Raw genomic sequence first — 18,596 nt, forward strand, 5'->3', positions numbered from 1 at the left:
AGCGCAGACAGGGGCGCACCCTATATCCCCCTATTCAATAGAAGTGAACGTAAAAAGAGCGAGGGCTGCATCCCCCCGCTCTTTTTATTTATATCAGCTGTAAATAACGGTCCATATTTGATTGTCCGGCTGCTTTGATCAATTCTTCCGCCTTTTTCTCTTCTCCCGGCAAAGCGAGCCGGAGTTTGTCTTCAATGTCTTTTTCAGAAAGACCGTTTCCCGGCGCTCCCTTCGGACAGTCGATACGTGTTTCATAGACATGACCGCCGGAAGCCGTGACCCGTACAATTGTAAAACGGCCCTTCGGAACGGCGTTGTCAGCCGGCTGAATTTGGTCATCGCAACTGCGGTGAATCCGCTCAAATCCTTTTTGAAGGGATTCCGGAATCGGCTCGGATGTGAAATGTTCAACTGAAAAATCCTTACCGTGCAAAGCCAAGGTGATCACATATTCCACGCTGAATCTTCCCGCTTCGCCTGTTTTCGGACGCCGTTCTGTCAATGCAGCGTCACCGCCCGGCGGATAAATCACGTCGATCCGTTCCGTTTGGCCGAAAGTGAGACCATGTTCGGCCTTCAGCTTGAGAATGGCGTCCGCCGCATGATGAGCCGCCGAACAAAACGGATAAACCTTAAACCAAAGTCCCGGGCTCACAATCCGCCAAGGTTTTCCCCACCCGCTTACAAGGAGGGTTTCTGCCCGTTCAAGATCGCCGTACAGTCCGAAAAAACCTTTCTCCCCGTCGAGCGCATGAACTGAGCCGCCGAAACCGGCCTTTGCAAGCTTTACGGCGAACAACCCGGCTTGAGCGGCCAGTCCGGCGTGGAGCGGCTTCATTTCTGTCCCGAATTGCACTCTCATGCCTCCGGAGCGGGCAGCCGCAAACCCGATTGCTTTCTGCAATTGGTTTTGATTCAGATTCTCCGCGAATCCGACGGCGCATGCGGCCGCAATGGCACCTAACGTTCCTGTATTATGCCAGCCTTTCTCGTAATGATGCCTTCCAGCTGACTCGCCGAGCCGCGCCATCACTTCGATTCCCGTCACATAAGCACCGAGAAAACGGCTTTTGTCTATACGGCCGGCTGATGCGGCTGCAATCAAAGCCGGAAGGATGACTGCGCTCGGATGTCCTCTTACATCAGAATGAACATCGTCAAAATCAAGCGCATGTGCGATGAATCCGTTAATGAGCGCGGATTGGGACGGCGTGGTTTTTTGATTTCTGCCGATAAGCGGCGCTATCGGCACCCCGCCTTCTTCTTCGGCCAGTTTTACCAGCTTTTCAACTCCTTTATCCCGTCTCCCCGCAAAAGCTGCCGCTGTAAAATCAAGCAGTCCTTTGCGCGCTTCTTTCATCGCTTCAGCGGATGTTTCCGGCACAGACGACATGACGGCCTGAGCAAGTCCGGCCGTCAGATTTTCCGTATTCATTCCGTCTGCTCCAATACGTTGACGGCAAGCCGGGCGAAAAACTCAGCCGCTGCCGGGAGCGCTTTTTCGTCGAGTGTGAAGGCGGGATGGTGCCATTCTTCCGTTCCGTTTGTTCCCATCCAGACGAAGAAGCCGGGGATTTTTTCTTGATATAATGCGAAGTCTTCCCCGCCGGGCGACTGTTCTGCCCGAACGGTTTGAAGCCCGAGGCTTTCAGCCGTTTGTTCCGCCGCCTGTATGAAACGGGCGTCGTTCATCACTGACGGAAGGTAAGGATACCAGCGGAAATCAGCCTCTGCCCCGAATCCGGCTGCGATTCCTTCGGCAACCCGCTTCATATGTTTCGGAACAGCGTCACGCGCTTCCTTTTGAAACGTCCGGACGGTGCCTTCCATTTCAACATGGTCCGGGATGACATTCCAAGAGCTGCCGCCTTGAACTCTTGTGATGCTGACGACAGCATTATAAAGCGAGCTGATATTTCTGCTGACAACTGATTGCAGGCCGCCGATGATCTGTCCTGCCGCCTGAATCGGATCAATGCTGTTATCAGGGATTCCGGCGTGGCCGCCTTTTCCTTTAACAGTGATTTCAAAGCGGTCGACACTCGCCATCAGCGGGCCTTCTTTCAGACCGACCGTGCCGACGGGGAGGTCAGGTTTGTTATGCATGCCGAATATCGCCGATACACCGTCAAGCGCGCCGGCTTCAATGACCTGTCTTGCTCCGGCGGCGATTTCTTCCGCGGGCTGAAAAATAAACCGCACCGTTCCTTTCAGCTCATGCTTTCTCTCATTTAATAAAAAAGCCGTGCCGAGGATAGATGCCGTATGGAAATCATGGCCGCAGGCGTGCATCACGCCGCTGTTGCGCGAAGCAAACGGAAGGTTTGTTTTCTCTTCGATCGGCAATGCGTCGATGTCCGCTCTGACGGCGATGACGGGGCCGCTTTTGTCTCCTTTGATTTCAGCGATCACTCCGGTTTGAAGTTTCGGCATATCAAGAACCGTAATTCCTTCTTCCTCCAGCCAGCGGCGGATTTTATTCGTCGTTTCGTATTCCTCGCCTGACAGCTCAGGGTGTTCATGAAGGTCGCGGCGGATATTGATTAAACGTTTGTTTAATGATTCATACGTTTCATTTGCCATTTCTTCTTCTTCCCTTCTTAGACAAATTCGGCGGGCTCTCCCACTTGCTTAATGAATTTTTTCGTCCGTTCGTTCTGCGGATTGTCAAACAGCTCTTCCGGCGTTCCCTGTTCGATGATGCGTCCGTCTGCCATAAAAATAACTTTGTCGGCCACTTCACGAGCAAAAGCCATCTCATGCGTGACGATGATCATGGTTGTCTGTTTTTCGGCAATTGATTTGATGACTTGGAGCACCCCGGCTACAAGCTCAGGGTCAAGGGCCGAAGTCGGTTCATCCAGTAAAATCGCGTGAGGATCAACGGCCAAGGCGCGCGCAATCCCGATCCGCTGCTGCTGTCCGCCTGACATCGTAATCGGGTAGCTGTCCGCTTTGTGTTCTAAACCGACTTGCCGCAACAGATCCATACCGATCTGTTCCGCTTCTTTTTTCGGTTTCTTTTGCGCGGTGATCAGCGCCTCTGTCACATTTTGCAGGGCGGTTTTGTTTTTGAACAGGTTGTAATTCTGAAACACCATCGCCGTCTGCTGGCGAAGCTTATGAACGTCTTTGCGCGAATAGGACGCTGCATTCAGCTTTGCATCACCGATTTCAATGATGCCGTCATCCGGGCGCTCCAGCAGATTCAAACAACGGAGGAGCGTTGATTTTCCCGAGCCTGACGGGCCGATGATGGCCGTGACTTCGCCGCTTTTGATCTCAAGGTCGATCCCGTCAAGTACGGTAAGGTCTTTAAATGCTTTTCGAATATGTCTGACTTGTATCATCCTGAGCCTCCTCCTATGTGCGATAAGGCTTGCTGATCGCCCGTTCGAGCAGATCCTGCAGCACACTGTAAATAATCGTAAGAATCCAGTACATGACCGCGACGGCTAAATACGTCTCAAAATATTTGAGGTTGCCTGATGCGTACATTTTTCCTTGGGCGAACATCTCCATCACTCCTAATGTAAAGGCGAGCGATGTTTCTTTTAACAGGCCGATAAACGTATTTCCCGTCGCGGGAAGCGCGTTTCTGACGGCTTGCGGGAAAATGATCCGCCTGTACGCCTGGGATTTTGTCATTCCGACAGACAGACAGGCTTCAAGCTGCCCCTCATCGACTGAATTGAGCGCCGCGCGGAAGATTTCAGCCAAGTAGGCGGCATTCTTCAGGCTTAACCCGATAATCGCCGCAGTTAACGCCGTCATCTTGCTCATTCCAGGAAACAGCTGAGGCAGGCCGTAATAAATTAAGAAAAGCTGGACGAGCGTCGGCACGCCCCGGAAAAATGAAATATACACCTTTGACAGCTGGTGAAGCACAGGAACACGATTTTTTGTGATAAGCGCTAATATAAGGCCGCCGATCACGGCAAATACCATGGCCGCGACGGCCATTAGTAATGTGATCGGCAAGGCTTCGATTAACGCGGGAAAAGCTGAAAACATAAATCCCCAATCAATGCTGTTCATTCTCGATTTTCACCGCCGTTTCTTAATGCTTTGCTTCTGTTGTGATATCTTCTTTAAAGTACTTTTCAGACAGCTTTTTCAGCGTGCCGTCTTTTCGCAGGTCTTCAATGGCTTTGTTTACTTTTTTGCGGATTTTATCGTGAGCCGCATCTTTCGCAAACGGGAAAGCGACTTTTTCATAGACAATCGGGTCTCCTGCTAATTTCAGAGGCAGACCGGTCTTTTTGATCTGTGCGATCAGGACGCTGCGGCTGTTTACATAAGCGTCAACCCGTCCGTAAGCCACGTCTTTCAGCGTGCCTTCTTGTGTTTCATACGTTTTCATATTGATTTTTTTATCCGGGTCCTTGCTCTCAAGGTTTTTCGCGTGGTTTGAGCCCAGAACGGCCGCCACTGTTTTTCCTTTTAGATCGTTGACTGATTTGATGTCTTTGTTATCGTTTTTGACGACGATTTGAGTGCCCGCATACGAATACGGTTCTGTGAAGTTATACGTTTTCTTGCGTTCGTCCGTGACAGCGACCTGGTTAGAGATGGTGTCGAGTTTGCCGGTCTGGAGCTCTCCCATCAGACCGCTGAATTCAAGCAGTTTCCAGTCCAGCTTCATGTTGATTTTTTTCGCGACGGCTTCCATGACATCCACGTCAAAGCCGGTCAGCTTGCCGTTTTCTTTATATGCGAACGGATAGCTTTGTCCCGTGGCGCCGACATGCAGTACGTTATCGCCGCCTTCGCTTTCTTTTCCGTTTCCGCATGCTGATAAGACCGCCAAAAGCACGGCAGACAGCAGCAAAGCCCATGTTTTCTTCTTCATTAAAATCCCGCCTTTTCCTATTAATATGTTAATCCTGCAATTGTTTTTTTAAATAGATGGTGATGTGCCCTTTTCCTAAATCCTTTTCGCCTGCACGGACGTAGCCTTTTCGCTCGTACATGCCAATCAGCCACGGATGCTTGTCCGCTGTGCCCAGTGACACGAAAGGCGCTTTTAATGTATCGCGGAGCACTGTATGTTCCAGCCACTCCAGCATGTCTGAGCCCGTCCCTTTTTTTCCGGTTTCAGGATCGACGGCAAACCACCAAATATGTGGAACACCGTACGGCCCGGGATTAGGCCCCCACGGCATCCGCAGAGAAATCGTCGCCAGAATCCGGCCGTCTTCCTCCAAAACGTAACAGGCGTTTTTTTGTATGTTATTCAAAACGAGTTCTTTATCCGCCGTGGCAGCGGCAAAGTTGATGCCGAGCTTGCGGATCGGTTCATACGCCCGCAGTGTCAGTGAAAGCAGCTCATCAGCGTCTGCCTCCGTTGCGAGCCGGTATTGTCTTGACATGATGAGCCCTCCTTTAGTCGGCATATCGGTTTGCCGGTTTTTCCAGTCCGAAATGTTCTCTGAGCGTCGTTCCTTCATACTCTTTTCTGAACACGCCCCGTTCTTGTAAAATCGGAATCACTTTGTCTACAAAAAGAGTGAGACCTTCAGGCAAAAGCGGCGGCATGATGTTGAAACCGTCACAAGCTTGTTTTCCGACCCATTCTTCCATCTTATCGGCAAGCTGTTCTGGCGTTCCGACAAAGATATGATGGCCTCTTGAACCCGCCACATATTTGTACAGCTCGCGGATGGTCATGTTATCGCGTTTGGCCATCTCCTGAACGAGCTTGAAGCGGCTTTTAACGGCATTCGACGCATCCGCATCCAATTCAGGCAGCGGGCCGTCAAGCGGGCAGGCGGAAAGGTCGACGCCGCCCAGATAGTTTTGCAGGATGTTCAGGCCGACAGACGGAATGATGAGGTCTTGGAGCTCTTCATATTTTGCCTGCGCTTCTTCTTCGGTATCGGCGATAACGGGAAAAATCCCCGGCATGATCGCGATTTTTTCAGGATCACGGCCGAAAGAAGCCGCTTGTTCTTTAATAGATTGATAAAATTCCTGCGCGGACTCCAAATGATTTTGCGCGGTAAAAATGACCTCCGCCGTTTTGGCGGCCAGCGCTTTTCCGTCTCCTGATGATCCGGCCTGAATAATGACCGGGCGCCCTTGAGGTGTGCGGGCGACATTTAACGGCCCTCTCACGGAGAAATATGTTCCTTTATGGTTCAATTCATGCATTTTGTCTTTATCGAAAAATGCTCCTGATTCTTTGTCACGGATAAAGGCGTCTTCCTCCCACGAATCCCATAATCCTTTGACGACTTCAACGAATTCTTCCGCGCGCTGATATCTGAGATGGTGCTCAAGATGCTTTTCGCCGCTGAAATTAAGCGCGGTCGATTCAATCGAAGATGTAACGACATTCCAGCCCGCGCGGCCGTTGGAAAGATGGTCAAGCGATGCAAATTGTCTCGCGATATGGAACGGTTCGCTGTATGTGGTAGACGCGGTCGCCGTCAGACCGATGCGGGATGTGACCTGAGCGAGCGCCGACAGCAGCGTAAACGGCTCAAAGCGCGTCAGCACATTCGGGTGTGATTTGCCGTCTATTGATAAACTGTCCGCCAAAAACAGCATGTCCAATTTCCCCCGCTCAGCCGTTTTCGCCAGTTCTTTGAAATAATCCAAATTCATGCTCGCGTCCGCCGGTGCCTGAGGATGTCTCCAAGAAGCGACATGATGGCCGGTACCCGCGAGAAACACACCGAGTTTGATTTCTTTTTTCTTTGTCATGATGGATCTCCTTCTATTCTGAAATACGGTTCGGAACATATTAACATGATTAAACCTATATTTCCTAGTAATTTTATAAGAATAAATCAAAATGTACAATTGTCACGCAAGTTTGTCAATGCATTAAGACAAAAATCATGATTTTTAAAATAACCCGGCGCACCGGCCGGGTTATTTCTTCGAAACTGTATAGACGGTCCCTTTGATCTTTTTCTTAATAACGGCAATGATAAGCAGCAAAACGGGGAACAGCACTTGAAACGGAAGATGAATATAGGTCGGCACAACTTTTAAGCCTTCATTCATGTGTTCCGAAAAATTGCTTGCGATGCTGATGGAGAGAATCAGCACCCCCAATCCGACCGGGAAGGCCAGCTGGGACGGATTTTTTTCTTTAAAAAGCGTGGACACGCCCACGACAACCGCATATGTAAAAAGGCTGACTTTGAAAAAACCGCCGATGACGAGCACGAGCATGAAAAAGACATCCAGCCGGTCTAAAAACTCTTCCACTTTAATTGTCTGTATGGTGCTCAGCAGCGGAAATTGAGAGCGGAGCATTAAGTTGACGTCCAGCACACAAATATTAATCGCCACTGACATCGCCAAAAACAGGCCGCTGATGATAATCGCCAGAAATCCGGTTTTCCGCACCTTTTTCCGATCCTTTAAGTAAGGAAAAATCATGACAAACACGATTAATTCACCGAACGGGATGAACATCGTCTGTTTAAACACGGAATAAATGACCGTTCCTGCACCCTCCGCTAAAACGGGCTGGAGAAATCTGAGGTTTATCGTGCCTGAGCTGATAATGAGGATCAGCCCGACGGCTGTCAGGAAATACATAATGCCAAACAGCAGCTCGCCGGCTCTCGCTATCACTTCAATTCCCTTTCTGACCGCGAATATCGCGGCGATCATCAGCATGGCATTCACAATTAAAATCGGCGTGTCCTGATAGGCGAAGGTGACAAGCATTTCGCCGAAATCCCGCAATACGCGGGCGGCGATATAAGCAAAATAGAGAATATAAAGAAGGGAGACCGCCCAGCTCAGATGTCTGCCGATCAGTTCGTTCATGTAATCTCTCGGAGAAGACTCAGGAAAAAATTGATACAGCGCCTGATAAACGTAGAAAAGTCCGAGACCGATAACGCACCCGAGAAGCACGGACAGCCACGCATCCCGCCCGGCCATCGTGCCCGGCGGGATCAATAACGAACTGCCCAATTCAAACAAAATGATCATAATAAACAGCTGACGCGTGCCGATTTTCGCATTTTCCATACGCTTCGCTCCTTTCTCCTCAAATCAATCATGCTCAAGCTTGTCTGAGAGAGGATTATTCCGCAAGCCCGTTCTTCTGATAATGACTTCCGTTTTGACATCTACGGGGAGATTTGGGAAATATTCTTCATCCCACTTCCCTTTGAACTTTTTCCATTTGTCCGGATGCTTCCGATAGATCAGGTCTCCGAAGCCGACGAAGTCATTCTTATGGGCTTTTATATCTTCAATCGATTTGGTGATATCTTTCTCAAGCTGCACGCTGAGCGCCTTTTGCATCGTTATCAGCACTTGCGGATCAGACAGATGGAAAGGGTACCTGACAGCGTCCACCAGCCCCTCGACCTGAGCATGCACGTGAATATGCGGTTTTCCGTTCGGAAAAGTGGCCGTCACCTTTGTATTCTGGCGGGTGACCTGCAGACTGATTGCATGCTTCACGTTCTTCCAATCCGCATTGATGAACGTATGCTTGATCCTATTGAGCAGCCATACAGCCCCCACACTGTCGTCATCCTCAATCCAGTAATCCAGCCTCCCATCCTTTTTGAACACCGCCAGTCCGTCCGCTGACAGCACTGCTTTCGGTTCAGTTGTCTGCGTATTTTCCATCGTAGGGCCGGCTTTATCGTCTCCGTGCATTTCATAACCCGGAATAAACGGCGACCCGGCCGGAGAAGCGAGATCAATCAGAACGTCCTGAAGGCTGGTTTTAATGACTCTGCCGTATTGTTCCTGCGTGAAGCTGAGCGTCTTGTTCACTTTATTGGAAGGGATTTTATCAATCGGCGTCAGCACTTTAATAATGTCTTCAGCCTTGCAATTATGCGCGATCACAACAGTTGCGGTCGTCCTGAATTCGGTGTCGCGGTCAAGATTGTCCAGAATAAAACTGAGCCCTTCCTCTTTCGCCAGTTTTTCACTGAACACCACGAGATTCGTATGCGCAAAATAGAGCCTTCTGGACACTTTCATCGAGCCTTTTCTCAAAGCTTCCGTCATATTGTCTCCGGACACCGAATAGACGGAAACCGGAGGCCGGTCTCCCGCTCCGCCGCCCTGCAGACCGCCGGCCACGTTTCCCGGATTGATAATTTGCAAGTGAAGGACGTATTTTCCCGTTTCGGTCCGGTCAATACCGATGGCGGAGATCACCGCTAAATCGGTCAGCTCCCTTTTATCCCAGCATCCGGATACAAACATAAGGGAAACCATCGTACAAAGGATAAGCATCCATTTACGTCTTTTCATTACCGTCGCCCTCTTCTACATCTTTATTAACCATTCCTCTGGATGTCTCCGGTTTCGGTCTTTGATGTTCCCCTTGGCGCCTGTTGTTTTCCTGCACGAGCAGTCCCGGCCTTTTTTCATCCGCCCATAACGGGGCGCGGAGAAGGGAATCCTTCAGCCCGCCCGGGGTTAAAGGAGCGAGCGGGGACATATACGGAAATCCGAATGAACGCAGGCCGCACAGATGGACAAACATCATGATAATGCCCAGAATCAGCCCGTAAAATCCCATGACCGCCGCCGACAGAATAAAGAGAAACCGGATCAGCCGCGCAGATATCGCCATGTCAAAAGCCGGGGTCGCAAAGCTGGCAATCGCCGTCAGGGCGACGACGATAACCATGGCTGGGGAAACAATGCCGGCCTGTACGGCGGCCTGGCCGATGACAAGCGCTCCGACTATGGAAACGGCGGAGCCGACAACTCTCGGAAGCCGGACACCCGCCTCCCTGAGAATCTCAAAGGCCACTTCCATCGTCAGCGCTTCAATCACGGCCGGGAACGGCACCGTCTCCCGCTGAGCCGCGATGACAATCAGTAGCTGCGTCGGAATCATTTCCTGGTGAAAGGTCGTCGCCGCCACATAAATCCCCGGCGCCACCAGTGAAATGAAGAAGATCAAAACCCGTAGCACCCTGATGCTAGTGGCGATATCAAATCGTGAATAATAATCCTCAACGGATTGAAAAAATTGAATAAATAAGGCCGGCGCGATGAGAACGAACGGCGTTCCGTCCACGATAATCGCAAATCGTCCTTCCAGCAGATTCCCCGCCACAACGTCCGGCCGCTCCGTATGATATACGGTGGGAAACACAGAAAACGGCGCGTCTTCAATGAGCTGTTCAATGTAGCCGGATTCCAGAATGCTGTCGATGTCAATGTGCTTCAGCCGCTTGCGGACTTCCTTAATCAGCTTTTTATCGCAAATTCCGTTAATATACATCAGCGCGACATCCGTATTCGTTTCGTGTCCGATCTCCATTTTTTCAACCCATACATCAGGCGTTTTTACATACCTGCGGATCATGGAAATATTGGTTTGCAGAGATTCAGTGAATCCCTGCCGCGGGCCGCGGAAAGAGACCTGAGTGCTCGGCTCTTGAATGGACCGGTGCTCTCCCCCTTCCGTGCTGGCGATCAGCGCCTTGTCAGCCCCGTCGACAAAAATGAGCGTGCTGCCCGCCACCAGCCCGGCATAAAGACTTTTCCATTTTTCTTCCTCTTTCACCCCGCCGATCGCAAGCGTTTTATCGTATATCAGGCAGACCGCTTGTTCCGGCTGAACGGACGGGATGTCGATTAAATCCTCCAGAAGGGATTGACTGACGAGCTGTTCGTCTACCAAACCGGCGATATACACAATTGCGGCCGGAAGCTCTTCTTTTCCGATTTTCAGCCGGCGGATGACGACATCGGCACTGTTGCCGAACCTCCCAGACAGCTTCTTCATATTTTGCTTTAAGCTGAGGGAGATCGGCTCATCCCGCTCTTTGTCCGGCTGGCTGTCCGCTTCTTTTCTGCCTTCATTGTCACGGTCGTTTTGATCGGCTTTTTTTTGTTTCTTCTGCTTAAAAAATGGCGGCATATCGCAAAAAACCTTTCCTCGTTTTTTTCATATTCTTCCTGTACGGCAAAAGATTATGCACGGCGGAAAGTCTGTATAAGTTCTGTGTAATCGAAAAGGATAAAAAGGGAGAGTGATGCGCATGAAAATATTGGGGGTTTCATTTTTTTTGCTGGCTGCCTGTCTGATCATTTCAGTAACGATAGATATGCTGCAAGGTTTCAGTTTCTATGGAGCGGTCCAAAACAACCTGTCCGCTTTTAAATTGACCACCTTCTCAGAATGGCTGATGCTGTTTTTATTCGCCCTCTTTTTAATCAGAGAAATGATCGTTTTATATAAATCAGGTAAAAAAGATGCCTGACAGGCGCACGGCTGTATTGTGTCAAAAAAGAACACATCCCTCCTTCTTTCGGAGTTCATGTGTTCTTTTTATTTTTCCGATGCAGATTGTTTTCAGATGACGATATTTCCGCTGTCCGTATCTGTCGTGTGTTTCACAATGACGCCTTTGATAATGCGGTTGCCGATGATTTTAGTACTTGCGGAGGAATTGGTTTGGATGGCGGAAGCAGAAGCGGCGGAAAGGTTGTTGATGGTATTGCCCGACACGAGGGAATTTGAGGCTCCGTTCAGATAGATGCCGATCGGGCTGCCCGCCGTTCGGTTGATCGTGAGCGTATTGTCTATGACTTCATGCGTGCCTGAATTCAGATACACGGTAACGATAAGCGGTGATGATTCAAAGCGGTTGCTGATGACAGAGGTTCCCGAGGATGTTGAACTGAAAATGGGATAGTTTTTGTAGCTTTTGAAGAGATTTCCCTTGATGACAGCCCTGGCGTCATTTGTCACAGATACGGCATAGGACTCCGCGGCGCCCTGATACGCATTCGGAATGAGCGTATTTCCTTCAATAACGGCATTTCCGCCTGTGACCCATATGCCCCGGCTGAACGATTTCAGCACATTTTGTTTCACGATGATACTGCCGGCCGACATGGTGATTCCGTCTGTCACCTGATTCAGAGTGTTATTCGTAAAGACGGCGTTTTCGGACAGCGTCGCCCGCATCCCCGTGCTTCGTCTCGTTTCGGAACGTCCGTTTTCAATGACATTGCCGTCAACGGTTACATCTTCTGCCTGATAGACGGAAATGCCCGTATTTTCAAATTGATTGATTTTGTTATGGGTGACGAGGACGCTTTTTCCCCTTACATCTATTCCGGTGGAAAAACCGGTAATCAGATTGTTGGAAATGACGGCATTGCTGCTGTCCTGTCCTTGTGACACACCTTGTCCGGCGATTGCGGTCCTTGAACCTCCGTCTGACCGAAAGAAGACATTCCCTGAAATGACGGTATGTGCCCCATACCCGTAGCTGATCGTGTTATCGGAATGATTTCCTTCAATTAACACATTATATCCGTTAAAATTGGTGACTGAGCTTGCGGCGTTTCCGGAAAAGAAGTTGTTGCGGACTGTAATATGAAGAGCTTCTTCATAATCTATATCGCCTTCTCCGTACGATTCAATATCGATTCCGAATTTCGGAGCCGTTCCGTTCCCTTGCCCGGCGTCTTCAATCACACATTCTTCCACCGTAACGGTATTGCAGCCGGTGATTGAAATGTTGTTTCGCCTTGACTGCCTGATCTCACAGCGGCGGATGGTCACCTGTTCTGAAGTTTCGTAATCACTGTTTGTTTTTAACCCGAGCGGGCTGACAATAATGCCGTCTCCCGTAAAATCCGAAATCTTCACATTTTCGATCAGCACATTGCTGCTGCCTTCTATACAGATGCCAAACCCCCATTCATGGGTCGGCCGCAAAGGGACATTGGTATACGTGTGTTCATCCCGTTCCCCGATGATCCGGCCGCCGGTGATGGTGACATTTTCCCGCCTGCCTATATAGAAAGCCGAGTAGCCCCAGGAGCTGTTCGGCGCCACTTTAATCGTGCATTCCGGATCTAAAACGATGGAGAGATGGCTCGGCACGTTAATCCCGGCGTTCCGAAACGGCTGGCTGCTGTCGCCGCCAAACGTGCCGTTGATTTTATACGTTCCGGGCGGAAAAAACACCGTATGACAGCCTTCGCTGACGGCCCTGGCCAAGCATTGGTTGATGGCGCCCGTCACGTCGGTTTTTCCGTCTGCCGCCACACCGCAATCCGTTATATCCAATATACGATTCGGCAAGTGATAATCTCCTCCTTCCTCTCTTATTGTCATCTTATTCCGCCATATCCCGCTCCGCCTGTACATACTTTAAATTTTATTAAAAAAGTTTATAAAGATAGTTTAGTCAGATAATATAACAAAATAAGTCATTGGAATTAGGAGAATTCGTCTATATTCAACGTTTTAATATCTTTTCATTCTGGAATTTTTTGAATTCAGTATAAATTATATTGACACAAGTATTATATAAGAATATGATTTTTGTAATACACTTTTTTAAGAAAGGGTTGGCTCAGGTGGCATCTATTGATAAGGATTCTATAACAGAAACTGTGCCGCAACGAGGCTTTTTCGGTCATCCCCGCGGCTTGTTCACACTGTTTTTCACCGAATTTTGGGAGCGTTTCTCCTACTATGGTATGAGAGCCATATTGCTTTACTATTTATACACGGAAGTCGCTCATGGCGGTCTCGGCTTTGATAAAACGACCGCAGTTGCCATCATGTCCATATACGGGTCTCTCGTATACATGTCGAGCGTCATCGGCGGATGGCTGGCCGACCGGGTATTCGGCACGGCAAACACCGTATTTTACGGCGGAATTTTAATTATGTTCGGGCACATCGCTCTTGCCTTCCCTGGCAGCACGGCGGCGTTTTTTACCAGCATGGCTCTGATCATTATCGGAACCGGCCTGCTTAAACCAAACGTATCCAGCGTTGTCGGAGATTTATATACGAAGGAAGACGAGCGCCGCGACTCAGGTTTCAGCATCTTTTACATGGGGATCAACCTCGGCGGATTGCTTGCGCCGCTAATTGTCGGAACACTCGGACAGAAGTACAACTACCACTTAGGCTTCGGATGCGCCGCGGCCGGTATGTTCCTCGGACTGATTGTTTTCGCTCTTACGAGAAAGAAATACCTCGGCAAAGCAGGCTCCAATGTACCGAATCCGATTTCTAAATCATCAGTGATCGGCACGGGAATCGGAGTGGTCATCGCAGCAGCCGTTATTATCGTTCTGATTCAAACCGGCTGGCTGACGATCCAGCGTGTGATTGACACCGTCAGTATCCTCGGCATTGTCATTCCGGTTATTTACTTTATCGTGATGTTCACGAGCAAAAAAGCGACGAAAACGGAAAAATCACGGCTTGCGGCTTATGTTCCGCTGTTTATTGCAGCGGCAATGTTCTGGGCGATTCAGGAGCAGGGCGCGACGATTCTTGCTTTATATGCGGATCAGCGCACGAGACTTTCCTTTGCAGGCATGCATCTTGAGTCTTCATGGTTCCAGTCTCTGAACCCATTATTCATCGTTATTTTCGCGCCGGTGTTCGCCTGGATCTGGATGAAGCTCGGCAAACGCCAGCCTTCAACACCGATTAAATTCGCGATCGGCATTATCCTTGCCGGATTATCATTTTTAGTCATGGTGCTTCCGGTTATGGGCGGAAGCGGCGAGCTTGTGAGCCCGCTTTGGCTTGTGCTCAGCTTCCTTTTGGTTGTGCTTGGTGAGCTTTGCCTTTCACCGGTCGGTTTATCCGTCACAACGAAACTTGCGCCTGCCGCTTTCTCAGCGCAGACGATGAGTATGTGGTTTTTAACAAACGCCTGCGGTCAAGCCCTGAACGCAAAAGTAGTCGGTTTGTTTGATAAGATTTCTGAAGCGGCCTACTTCGGCTCAATCGGTCTTGTTTCGATCATTCTCGGTATTATTTTGATTCTTCTGTCTCCCGTCATTAAACGGGCGATGAAAGGCGTTCAATAACAGATAAAGAAAAGCCTGCGGAATCGTCCGCAGGCTTTTTTGATGCGTCTATTGTTTTAACTCCTCAAGTGTTTCTCTCCATCTCTTCAAGACATCTTCCGGTTCGTGGAGCTGGATGGCCGGTCCGGATGTCAGATCCGCGTATTTCGCCCGATCTTCCTTGACGGTGATCACCCGGCAGCTGAACCGTTCCCGCTCGTGTTTCGCCTCTTTCAGCGGCGGAAGCGCCTCACATTCCAATGTGACGTAATATGCGGCTCCTCCGTGCCAGGCGATGAAAAGAGCTTGTCCCGAATGCAGAAGGCTGCTTACGGTCGTCGTGTTTTTCCATAAGGCGAGCCGGAGATTTGTTCTGCTCACGGCCACGATTTCACCGGCGCTGATCATGGCCGCGTGCGGACGGCCTTCTTTTGTCACGGATTGGAGCACAAATGCGTCGTGCTGCTTTTTTTCAAGCTCCGTCCCGTCTAAAAGTGTGTAAAGCGCCTCTGGCAAGTGCTCCGTCAGCATTACGCTTTTCTTTCCGGAACAGCGGGTACATGTGCGGCCGTCTCCGTTTCTTTCGGATCGATTTTAAATGCCGGGTTGAATGCCGCCGGATTCGTGATGCTTTCCGGTTCACAGGATCTCCATGTGAAAAAGCAGGTTTGGCATTGGTAAATTTCCCAAGCGCCTTTGACCGGCGATTGGCTGACGGTTTCTCCTTTTTTCGATTCACAGCGCGGGCATGTTTTCATTGCAACCTCATCCTTTCTTATTGATTCATTAAGTCCATCAGTTTTTGTTCCCATTCTTTCGTTGTCAGCGGAGAATCAAGCGGCTGAGAATAATGGCCTCTTGTTTCCGGCGCGGCGGGCGTCGTGGCGTCAAGAATCATTTTGTGTGTCATCCCTGCCGGATCAGACCCCGGGTCAAGCGGAAGGACGGACAGGTCAGGAATGATGACTGCATCGTGTTTCGGATGCATTTTCGTTGAGAGCGCCCACATGACTTGCGGCAGGTTAAACGGATCGACATCCTCATCCACGACAATGACCATTTTGCAGTAGCCGAGTCCGTGCGGCGTGGTCAGGGCGCGCATGCCGACCGCCTTGGCAAATCCGCCGTAGCGCGTTTTCGTTGAAATGATGGCGATCAGGCCGTGCGTATACATCGCATTCACGGCGACAATTTCGTTCGGATAAGCTTCCTTGAGCTGCTGGTAAAGCGGCACGCACGTATTAATGCCGATCATATAATCGCACTCCGTCCACGGCATGCCTAAGTATAAATGTTCAAAAATCGGATTGTTTCTATGATATACCCGTTTGATTTTGATCACCGGCATGCTGCGGCCGCCGGAATAATGGCCCGTGAACTCACCGAAAGGCCCTTCGTATTCTCGTTCTCCCGCAAGGATCTCTCCTTCCAGAACGACTTCAGCGCCCCAAGGGATGTCTAAATCAGACAATTTAGATTTGACGATTCTGTAGGGCTCCCCTTGAATCGCGCCGGCCATTTCATACTCGGATTGATCGTATAACAGCGGAGTTGACGCAGCTGTCGTAATCACCGGCTCACAGCCGAGCGCGATCGTAACGGGAAGATTCACGCCGCGTTCTTCAGCTTGGCGAAGATGAATCGCAATATCATGCTGAGGCACGGGCTGAATGCCGAGGCGGTCTTTTCCCTTTACCTGCATTCTGTAAATGCCGACATTCTGCTTGCCGAAATTGTCCGGATCTTCAAGATCGCGGGAAATGACACACGCTTTATCCAAATAGTAGCCGCCGTCCCCCTGGTTGATTCTGAATAGCGGAAGGATGTCAAATAGATTGATATCTTCCGTTATTTCATTTTCATGAAACGGCGCGGTTTCTTCCCGTTTGACCGGTACCGGAAATGCATCGTACCGTTTGGCGAACTCAAAGAATTGTTCTTTAACAGGCGTATCTTTCGGCATGCCGAGCATCATCGCGTGATTCGGCCACGAGCCGATGACATTCAGAGCCACCTGCGCATGGTGATGTCCGTAAATATTGTTAAACAAAAGCGCAGGGGTTTTATCCCCGAGATTGCTGGCTGCACGCGCAGCGGCGCCCAGATCCGGCTCCGGTTTTACCTCTTCGTTGACTGTTAAGAGCTGCCCTTCTTTTTCAAGAGCGGCGAGAAATTCCCTAAAATCCTGATAGGCCATTATCAGATTCCTCCTTTTTGTTTTTCAATTCCGTACCACCGTTTCGCTTCCGGCAGACGGATGCCGAACTGATCGAGCGTCCGGAACACAATATGGTCGATCAATTCATCCATGTCAGCCGGCTTGTTATAAAATGCCGGCATCGGCGGAAGAATGACGGAACCCATTTTTGTAAGCGCTAGCATATTTTCTAAATGAATTTGGCTGAGCGGCGTTTCTCTTGTCAGCAGCACAAGTTTTTTCCGCTCCTTCAAGATGACGTCAGCCGCCCTTGTCAGCAGATTGTCAGCCATTCCGGTGCGGATGCTTGCCAGTGATTTCATGCTGCACGGAGCGATGATCATCCCGTCCGTTTCAAACGAGCCGCTTGAAATCGCCGCGGCTTGGTCTTTGTGAGAATACGTATAGGATGCGAGTTTCTCGACATCTTTTAACGTATAATCGGTTTCATGTGTAATGGTGACATTTGCCCAAGGAGACACGACAAGATGGGTTTCGATCTCCGCGGCTTTTAAATATTCTAAAAGCCTGATCCCGAATATGGCTCCCGTTGCCCCGGTCATTCCGATGACGAGCTTCATATTGACCCCTCCTTTACGCTTGAAATGTGGTGTCAAAACCATCATACTCCTGATATATCCATATGAAAAATATTCGTTAAATCTATGTATCATACCTTAAAGGTATAAAAGAAAGGAGCGCGTTCTCATGGATATCCGGCAATTGCGTTATTTCATCACCATTGCCCAAGAGCAGAAAATCACGACGGCCGCCAAAAAGCTTCATATGGCACAGCCGCCTTTAAGCAGACAGCTGAAACAGCTCGAAGAAGAATTGGGCGTCATTCTGTTTGACCGCAATAAAAAGAAACAAATGACCCTTACATATGAAGGAAATGTCTTTTTGAAAAGAGCGAAAGAGATTCTTCATAAGTTTGAGGATGCCATTATCGAGGTACAAGAGCTGAAGGAGGCGGTGGCCGGGACACTTGCCGTCGGGTCAACCATTTACTGCGCCGCGCTCATGCTTGAGAAAGTGTCACAGATGAAAGAGCGGTTTCCGCATCTTACCTTTAACATTTGGGAAGATGAGCCTGTCTCACTGCTCGAGCTTCTGGAAACCCGGCAGATTGACGCCGCCGTCACCACCACCTTGATTAAAAACGACGGCATTGAATCGAAGGAGCTTGAAGACATTCCGTGTGTATTGGTGCTGTCCGAGCATTCAAAACGACTGTGCGGTGAAACGATTAAACTGAATGACATCGCCTCTTTGCCTTTGATCCTTTTGCGCACAGTCAATGGAAGAGGTGTGTATGACCAACTCCTCCATGTTTGTGAACAGTACGGTCTCGACCTTCAGGTTGTCTGTGAATGCCATGACTCCGCGACGCTCTTGAGCCTCGTATCATCAGGATTCGGCGCCACAATTCTGCCTTTGACGATGATTCCCGTCCATATGCGCTCGCATGTCAAAACGGTTATCATCGAAGACAACCCGTTTGTCATGACACCGGCCGTCATCTGGAGAAAAGACAGCTATCTGCCGAAGCCGGTCAGACAGTTTTTGGAATTATTTTGATCCGGAACACGAAGAATTCCCGCTT

Annotated in this window: 18 protein-coding genes; 3 read left to right on the forward strand and 15 right to left on the reverse strand. The window is 49.7% G+C overall.

Annotation, left to right across the window (positions count from 1 at the left end):
- Positions 1 to 88: 88 nt before the first annotated feature.
- From BGM27_RS18070 to gerKA, 10 genes are all read right to left on the reverse strand, one after another.
- The gene (locus BGM27_RS18070; RefSeq protein ID WP_007410264.1) at positions 89 to 1,435 is read right to left on the reverse strand and encodes an MmgE/PrpD family protein; all 1,347 of its coding nucleotides are present in this window, start codon (positions 1,433 to 1,435) and stop codon (positions 89 to 91) included.
- Positions 1,432 to 2,583, reverse strand: coding sequence for a M20 peptidase aminoacylase family protein (locus BGM27_RS18075; RefSeq protein WP_007410263.1), 1,152 nt, complete (start codon positions 2,581 to 2,583; stop codon positions 1,432 to 1,434). The genes BGM27_RS18070 and BGM27_RS18075 overlap by 4 nt, the downstream gene beginning before the upstream one ends.
- A gap of 17 nt (positions 2,584 to 2,600) precedes the next feature.
- Entirely contained in the window at positions 2,601 to 3,350 is a 750-nt protein-coding gene (locus BGM27_RS18080) for an amino acid ABC transporter ATP-binding protein (RefSeq protein WP_007410262.1), read from the reverse strand.
- 13 nt (positions 3,351 to 3,363) lie between these two features.
- Complete coding sequence (locus BGM27_RS18085) at positions 3,364 to 4,038, reverse strand: amino acid ABC transporter permease (RefSeq protein WP_007410261.1); 675 nt, start codon at positions 4,036 to 4,038, stop codon at positions 3,364 to 3,366.
- Positions 4,039 to 4,060: 22 nt separating this feature from the next.
- Positions 4,061 to 4,852 (reverse strand): amino acid ABC transporter substrate-binding protein, encoded by a 792-nt coding sequence (locus BGM27_RS18090; protein WP_007410260.1) that lies wholly within the window; start codon positions 4,850 to 4,852, stop codon positions 4,061 to 4,063.
- A gap of 28 nt (positions 4,853 to 4,880) precedes the next feature.
- Positions 4,881 to 5,372, reverse strand: coding sequence for a GNAT family N-acetyltransferase (locus tag BGM27_RS18095; protein WP_007410259.1), 492 nt, complete (start codon positions 5,370 to 5,372; stop codon positions 4,881 to 4,883).
- A 13-nt stretch (positions 5,373 to 5,385) separates the two neighbouring features.
- Positions 5,386 to 6,711 (reverse strand): LLM class flavin-dependent oxidoreductase, encoded by a 1,326-nt coding sequence (locus tag BGM27_RS18100; protein ID WP_029326230.1) that lies wholly within the window; start codon positions 6,709 to 6,711, stop codon positions 5,386 to 5,388.
- A 168-nt stretch (positions 6,712 to 6,879) separates the two neighbouring features.
- Complete coding sequence (locus BGM27_RS18105; RefSeq protein WP_007410257.1) at positions 6,880 to 7,998, reverse strand: endospore germination permease GerKB; 1,119 nt, start codon at positions 7,996 to 7,998, stop codon at positions 6,880 to 6,882.
- A gap of 24 nt (positions 7,999 to 8,022) precedes the next feature.
- Positions 8,023 to 9,249, reverse strand: a complete 1,227-nt coding sequence (locus BGM27_RS18110; RefSeq protein ID WP_007410256.1) for a Ger(x)C family spore germination protein — start codon at positions 9,247 to 9,249, stop codon at positions 8,023 to 8,025.
- Positions 9,236 to 10,876 (reverse strand): spore germination protein GerKA, encoded by a 1,641-nt coding sequence (gene gerKA / locus BGM27_RS18115; RefSeq protein WP_007410255.1) that lies wholly within the window; start codon positions 10,874 to 10,876, stop codon positions 9,236 to 9,238. The genes BGM27_RS18110 and gerKA overlap by 14 nt, the downstream gene beginning before the upstream one ends.
- A gap of 121 nt (positions 10,877 to 10,997) precedes the next feature.
- Between gerKA and BGM27_RS18120 the strand changes: the two genes are divergently transcribed.
- Positions 10,998 to 11,219: a YczF family membrane protein gene (locus BGM27_RS18120; protein ID WP_007410254.1), complete on the forward strand. Its 222-nt coding sequence runs from the start codon at positions 10,998 to 11,000 to the stop codon at positions 11,217 to 11,219.
- Positions 11,220 to 11,311: 92 nt separating this feature from the next.
- Here BGM27_RS18120 and BGM27_RS18125 read toward each other — a convergent pair whose 3' ends face one another.
- Complete coding sequence (locus tag BGM27_RS18125) at positions 11,312 to 13,057, reverse strand: right-handed parallel beta-helix repeat-containing protein (RefSeq protein ID WP_007410253.1); 1,746 nt, start codon at positions 13,055 to 13,057, stop codon at positions 11,312 to 11,314.
- A gap of 278 nt (positions 13,058 to 13,335) precedes the next feature.
- On the opposite strand from BGM27_RS18125, the gene BGM27_RS18130 reads away from it, so the two are divergent.
- Entirely contained in the window at positions 13,336 to 14,814 is a 1,479-nt protein-coding gene (locus BGM27_RS18130) for a peptide MFS transporter (RefSeq protein ID WP_007410252.1), read from the forward strand.
- Between the two features lie 48 nt (positions 14,815 to 14,862).
- On the opposite strand, the gene BGM27_RS18135 is transcribed toward BGM27_RS18130, so the two are convergent.
- The 4 genes from BGM27_RS18135 to BGM27_RS18150 are packed head-to-tail and all read right to left on the reverse strand — an operon-like array spanning position 14,863 to position 17,607.
- The gene (locus BGM27_RS18135; protein ID WP_007410251.1) at positions 14,863 to 15,324 is read right to left on the reverse strand and encodes a hypothetical protein; all 462 of its coding nucleotides are present in this window, start codon (positions 15,322 to 15,324) and stop codon (positions 14,863 to 14,865) included.
- On the reverse strand, positions 15,324 to 15,551 hold the full coding sequence (locus BGM27_RS18140) for a non-oxidative hydroxyarylic acid decarboxylases subunit D (protein WP_007410250.1): 228 nt from the start codon (positions 15,549 to 15,551) through the stop codon (positions 15,324 to 15,326). Before BGM27_RS18140 ends, BGM27_RS18135 begins: the two co-directional genes overlap by 1 nt.
- A gap of 17 nt (positions 15,552 to 15,568) precedes the next feature.
- Complete coding sequence (gene bsdC / locus BGM27_RS18145; protein WP_007410249.1) at positions 15,569 to 16,990, reverse strand: phenolic acid decarboxylase BsdC; 1,422 nt, start codon at positions 16,988 to 16,990, stop codon at positions 15,569 to 15,571.
- 2 nt (positions 16,991 to 16,992) lie between these two features.
- Positions 16,993 to 17,607, reverse strand: a complete 615-nt coding sequence (locus BGM27_RS18150; RefSeq protein ID WP_088005476.1) for a non-oxidative hydroxyarylic acid decarboxylases subunit B — start codon at positions 17,605 to 17,607, stop codon at positions 16,993 to 16,995.
- A 91-nt stretch (positions 17,608 to 17,698) separates the two neighbouring features.
- Here BGM27_RS18150 and BGM27_RS18155 point away from each other — a divergent pair, with 91 nt between their 5' ends.
- Complete coding sequence (locus tag BGM27_RS18155; RefSeq protein WP_007410248.1) at positions 17,699 to 18,571, forward strand: LysR family transcriptional regulator; 873 nt, start codon at positions 17,699 to 17,701, stop codon at positions 18,569 to 18,571.
- Positions 18,572 to 18,596 lie beyond the last annotated feature (25 nt).

It is taken from the genome of Bacillus sp. FJAT-27001, assembly GCF_019039175.1.
GTDB lineage: Bacteria > Bacillota > Bacilli > Bacillales > Bacillaceae > Bacillus > Bacillus velezensis.

Coding starts and splice junctions, on each gene's coding strand:
- BGM27_RS18085 (WP_007410261.1), bottom strand. CDS start 4,038: ATGAACAGCATTGATTGGGGATTTATGTTTTCAGCTTTTCCCGCGTTA.
- BGM27_RS18075 (WP_007410263.1), bottom strand. CDS start 2,583: ATGGCAAATGAAACGTATGAATCATTAAACAAACGTTTAATCAATATC.
- BGM27_RS18110 (WP_007410256.1), bottom strand. CDS start 9,249: ATGAAAAGACGTAAATGGATGCTTATCCTTTGTACGATGGTTTCCCTT.
- BGM27_RS18095 (WP_007410259.1), bottom strand. CDS start 5,372: ATGTCAAGACAATACCGGCTCGCAACGGAGGCAGACGCTGATGAGCTG.
- BGM27_RS18105 (WP_007410257.1), bottom strand. CDS start 7,998: ATGGAAAATGCGAAAATCGGCACGCGTCAGCTGTTTATTATGATCATT.
- bsdC (WP_007410249.1), bottom strand. CDS start 16,990: ATGGCCTATCAGGATTTTAGGGAATTTCTCGCCGCTCTTGAAAAAGAA.
- BGM27_RS18155 (WP_007410248.1), top strand. CDS start 17,699: ATGGATATCCGGCAATTGCGTTATTTCATCACCATTGCCCAAGAGCAG.
- BGM27_RS18140 (WP_007410250.1), bottom strand. CDS start 15,551: ATGAAAACATGCCCGCGCTGTGAATCGAAAAAAGGAGAAACCGTCAGC.
- gerKA (WP_007410255.1), bottom strand. CDS start 10,876: ATGCCGCCATTTTTTAAGCAGAAGAAACAAAAAAAAGCCGATCAAAAC.
- BGM27_RS18120 (WP_007410254.1), top strand. CDS start 10,998: ATGAAAATATTGGGGGTTTCATTTTTTTTGCTGGCTGCCTGTCTGATC.
- BGM27_RS18135 (WP_007410251.1), bottom strand. CDS start 15,324: ATGCTGACGGAGCACTTGCCAGAGGCGCTTTACACACTTTTAGACGGG.
- BGM27_RS18090 (WP_007410260.1), bottom strand. CDS start 4,852: ATGAAGAAGAAAACATGGGCTTTGCTGCTGTCTGCCGTGCTTTTGGCG.
- BGM27_RS18070 (WP_007410264.1), bottom strand. CDS start 1,435: ATGAATACGGAAAATCTGACGGCCGGACTTGCTCAGGCCGTCATGTCG.
- BGM27_RS18080 (WP_007410262.1), bottom strand. CDS start 3,350: ATGATACAAGTCAGACATATTCGAAAAGCATTTAAAGACCTTACCGTA.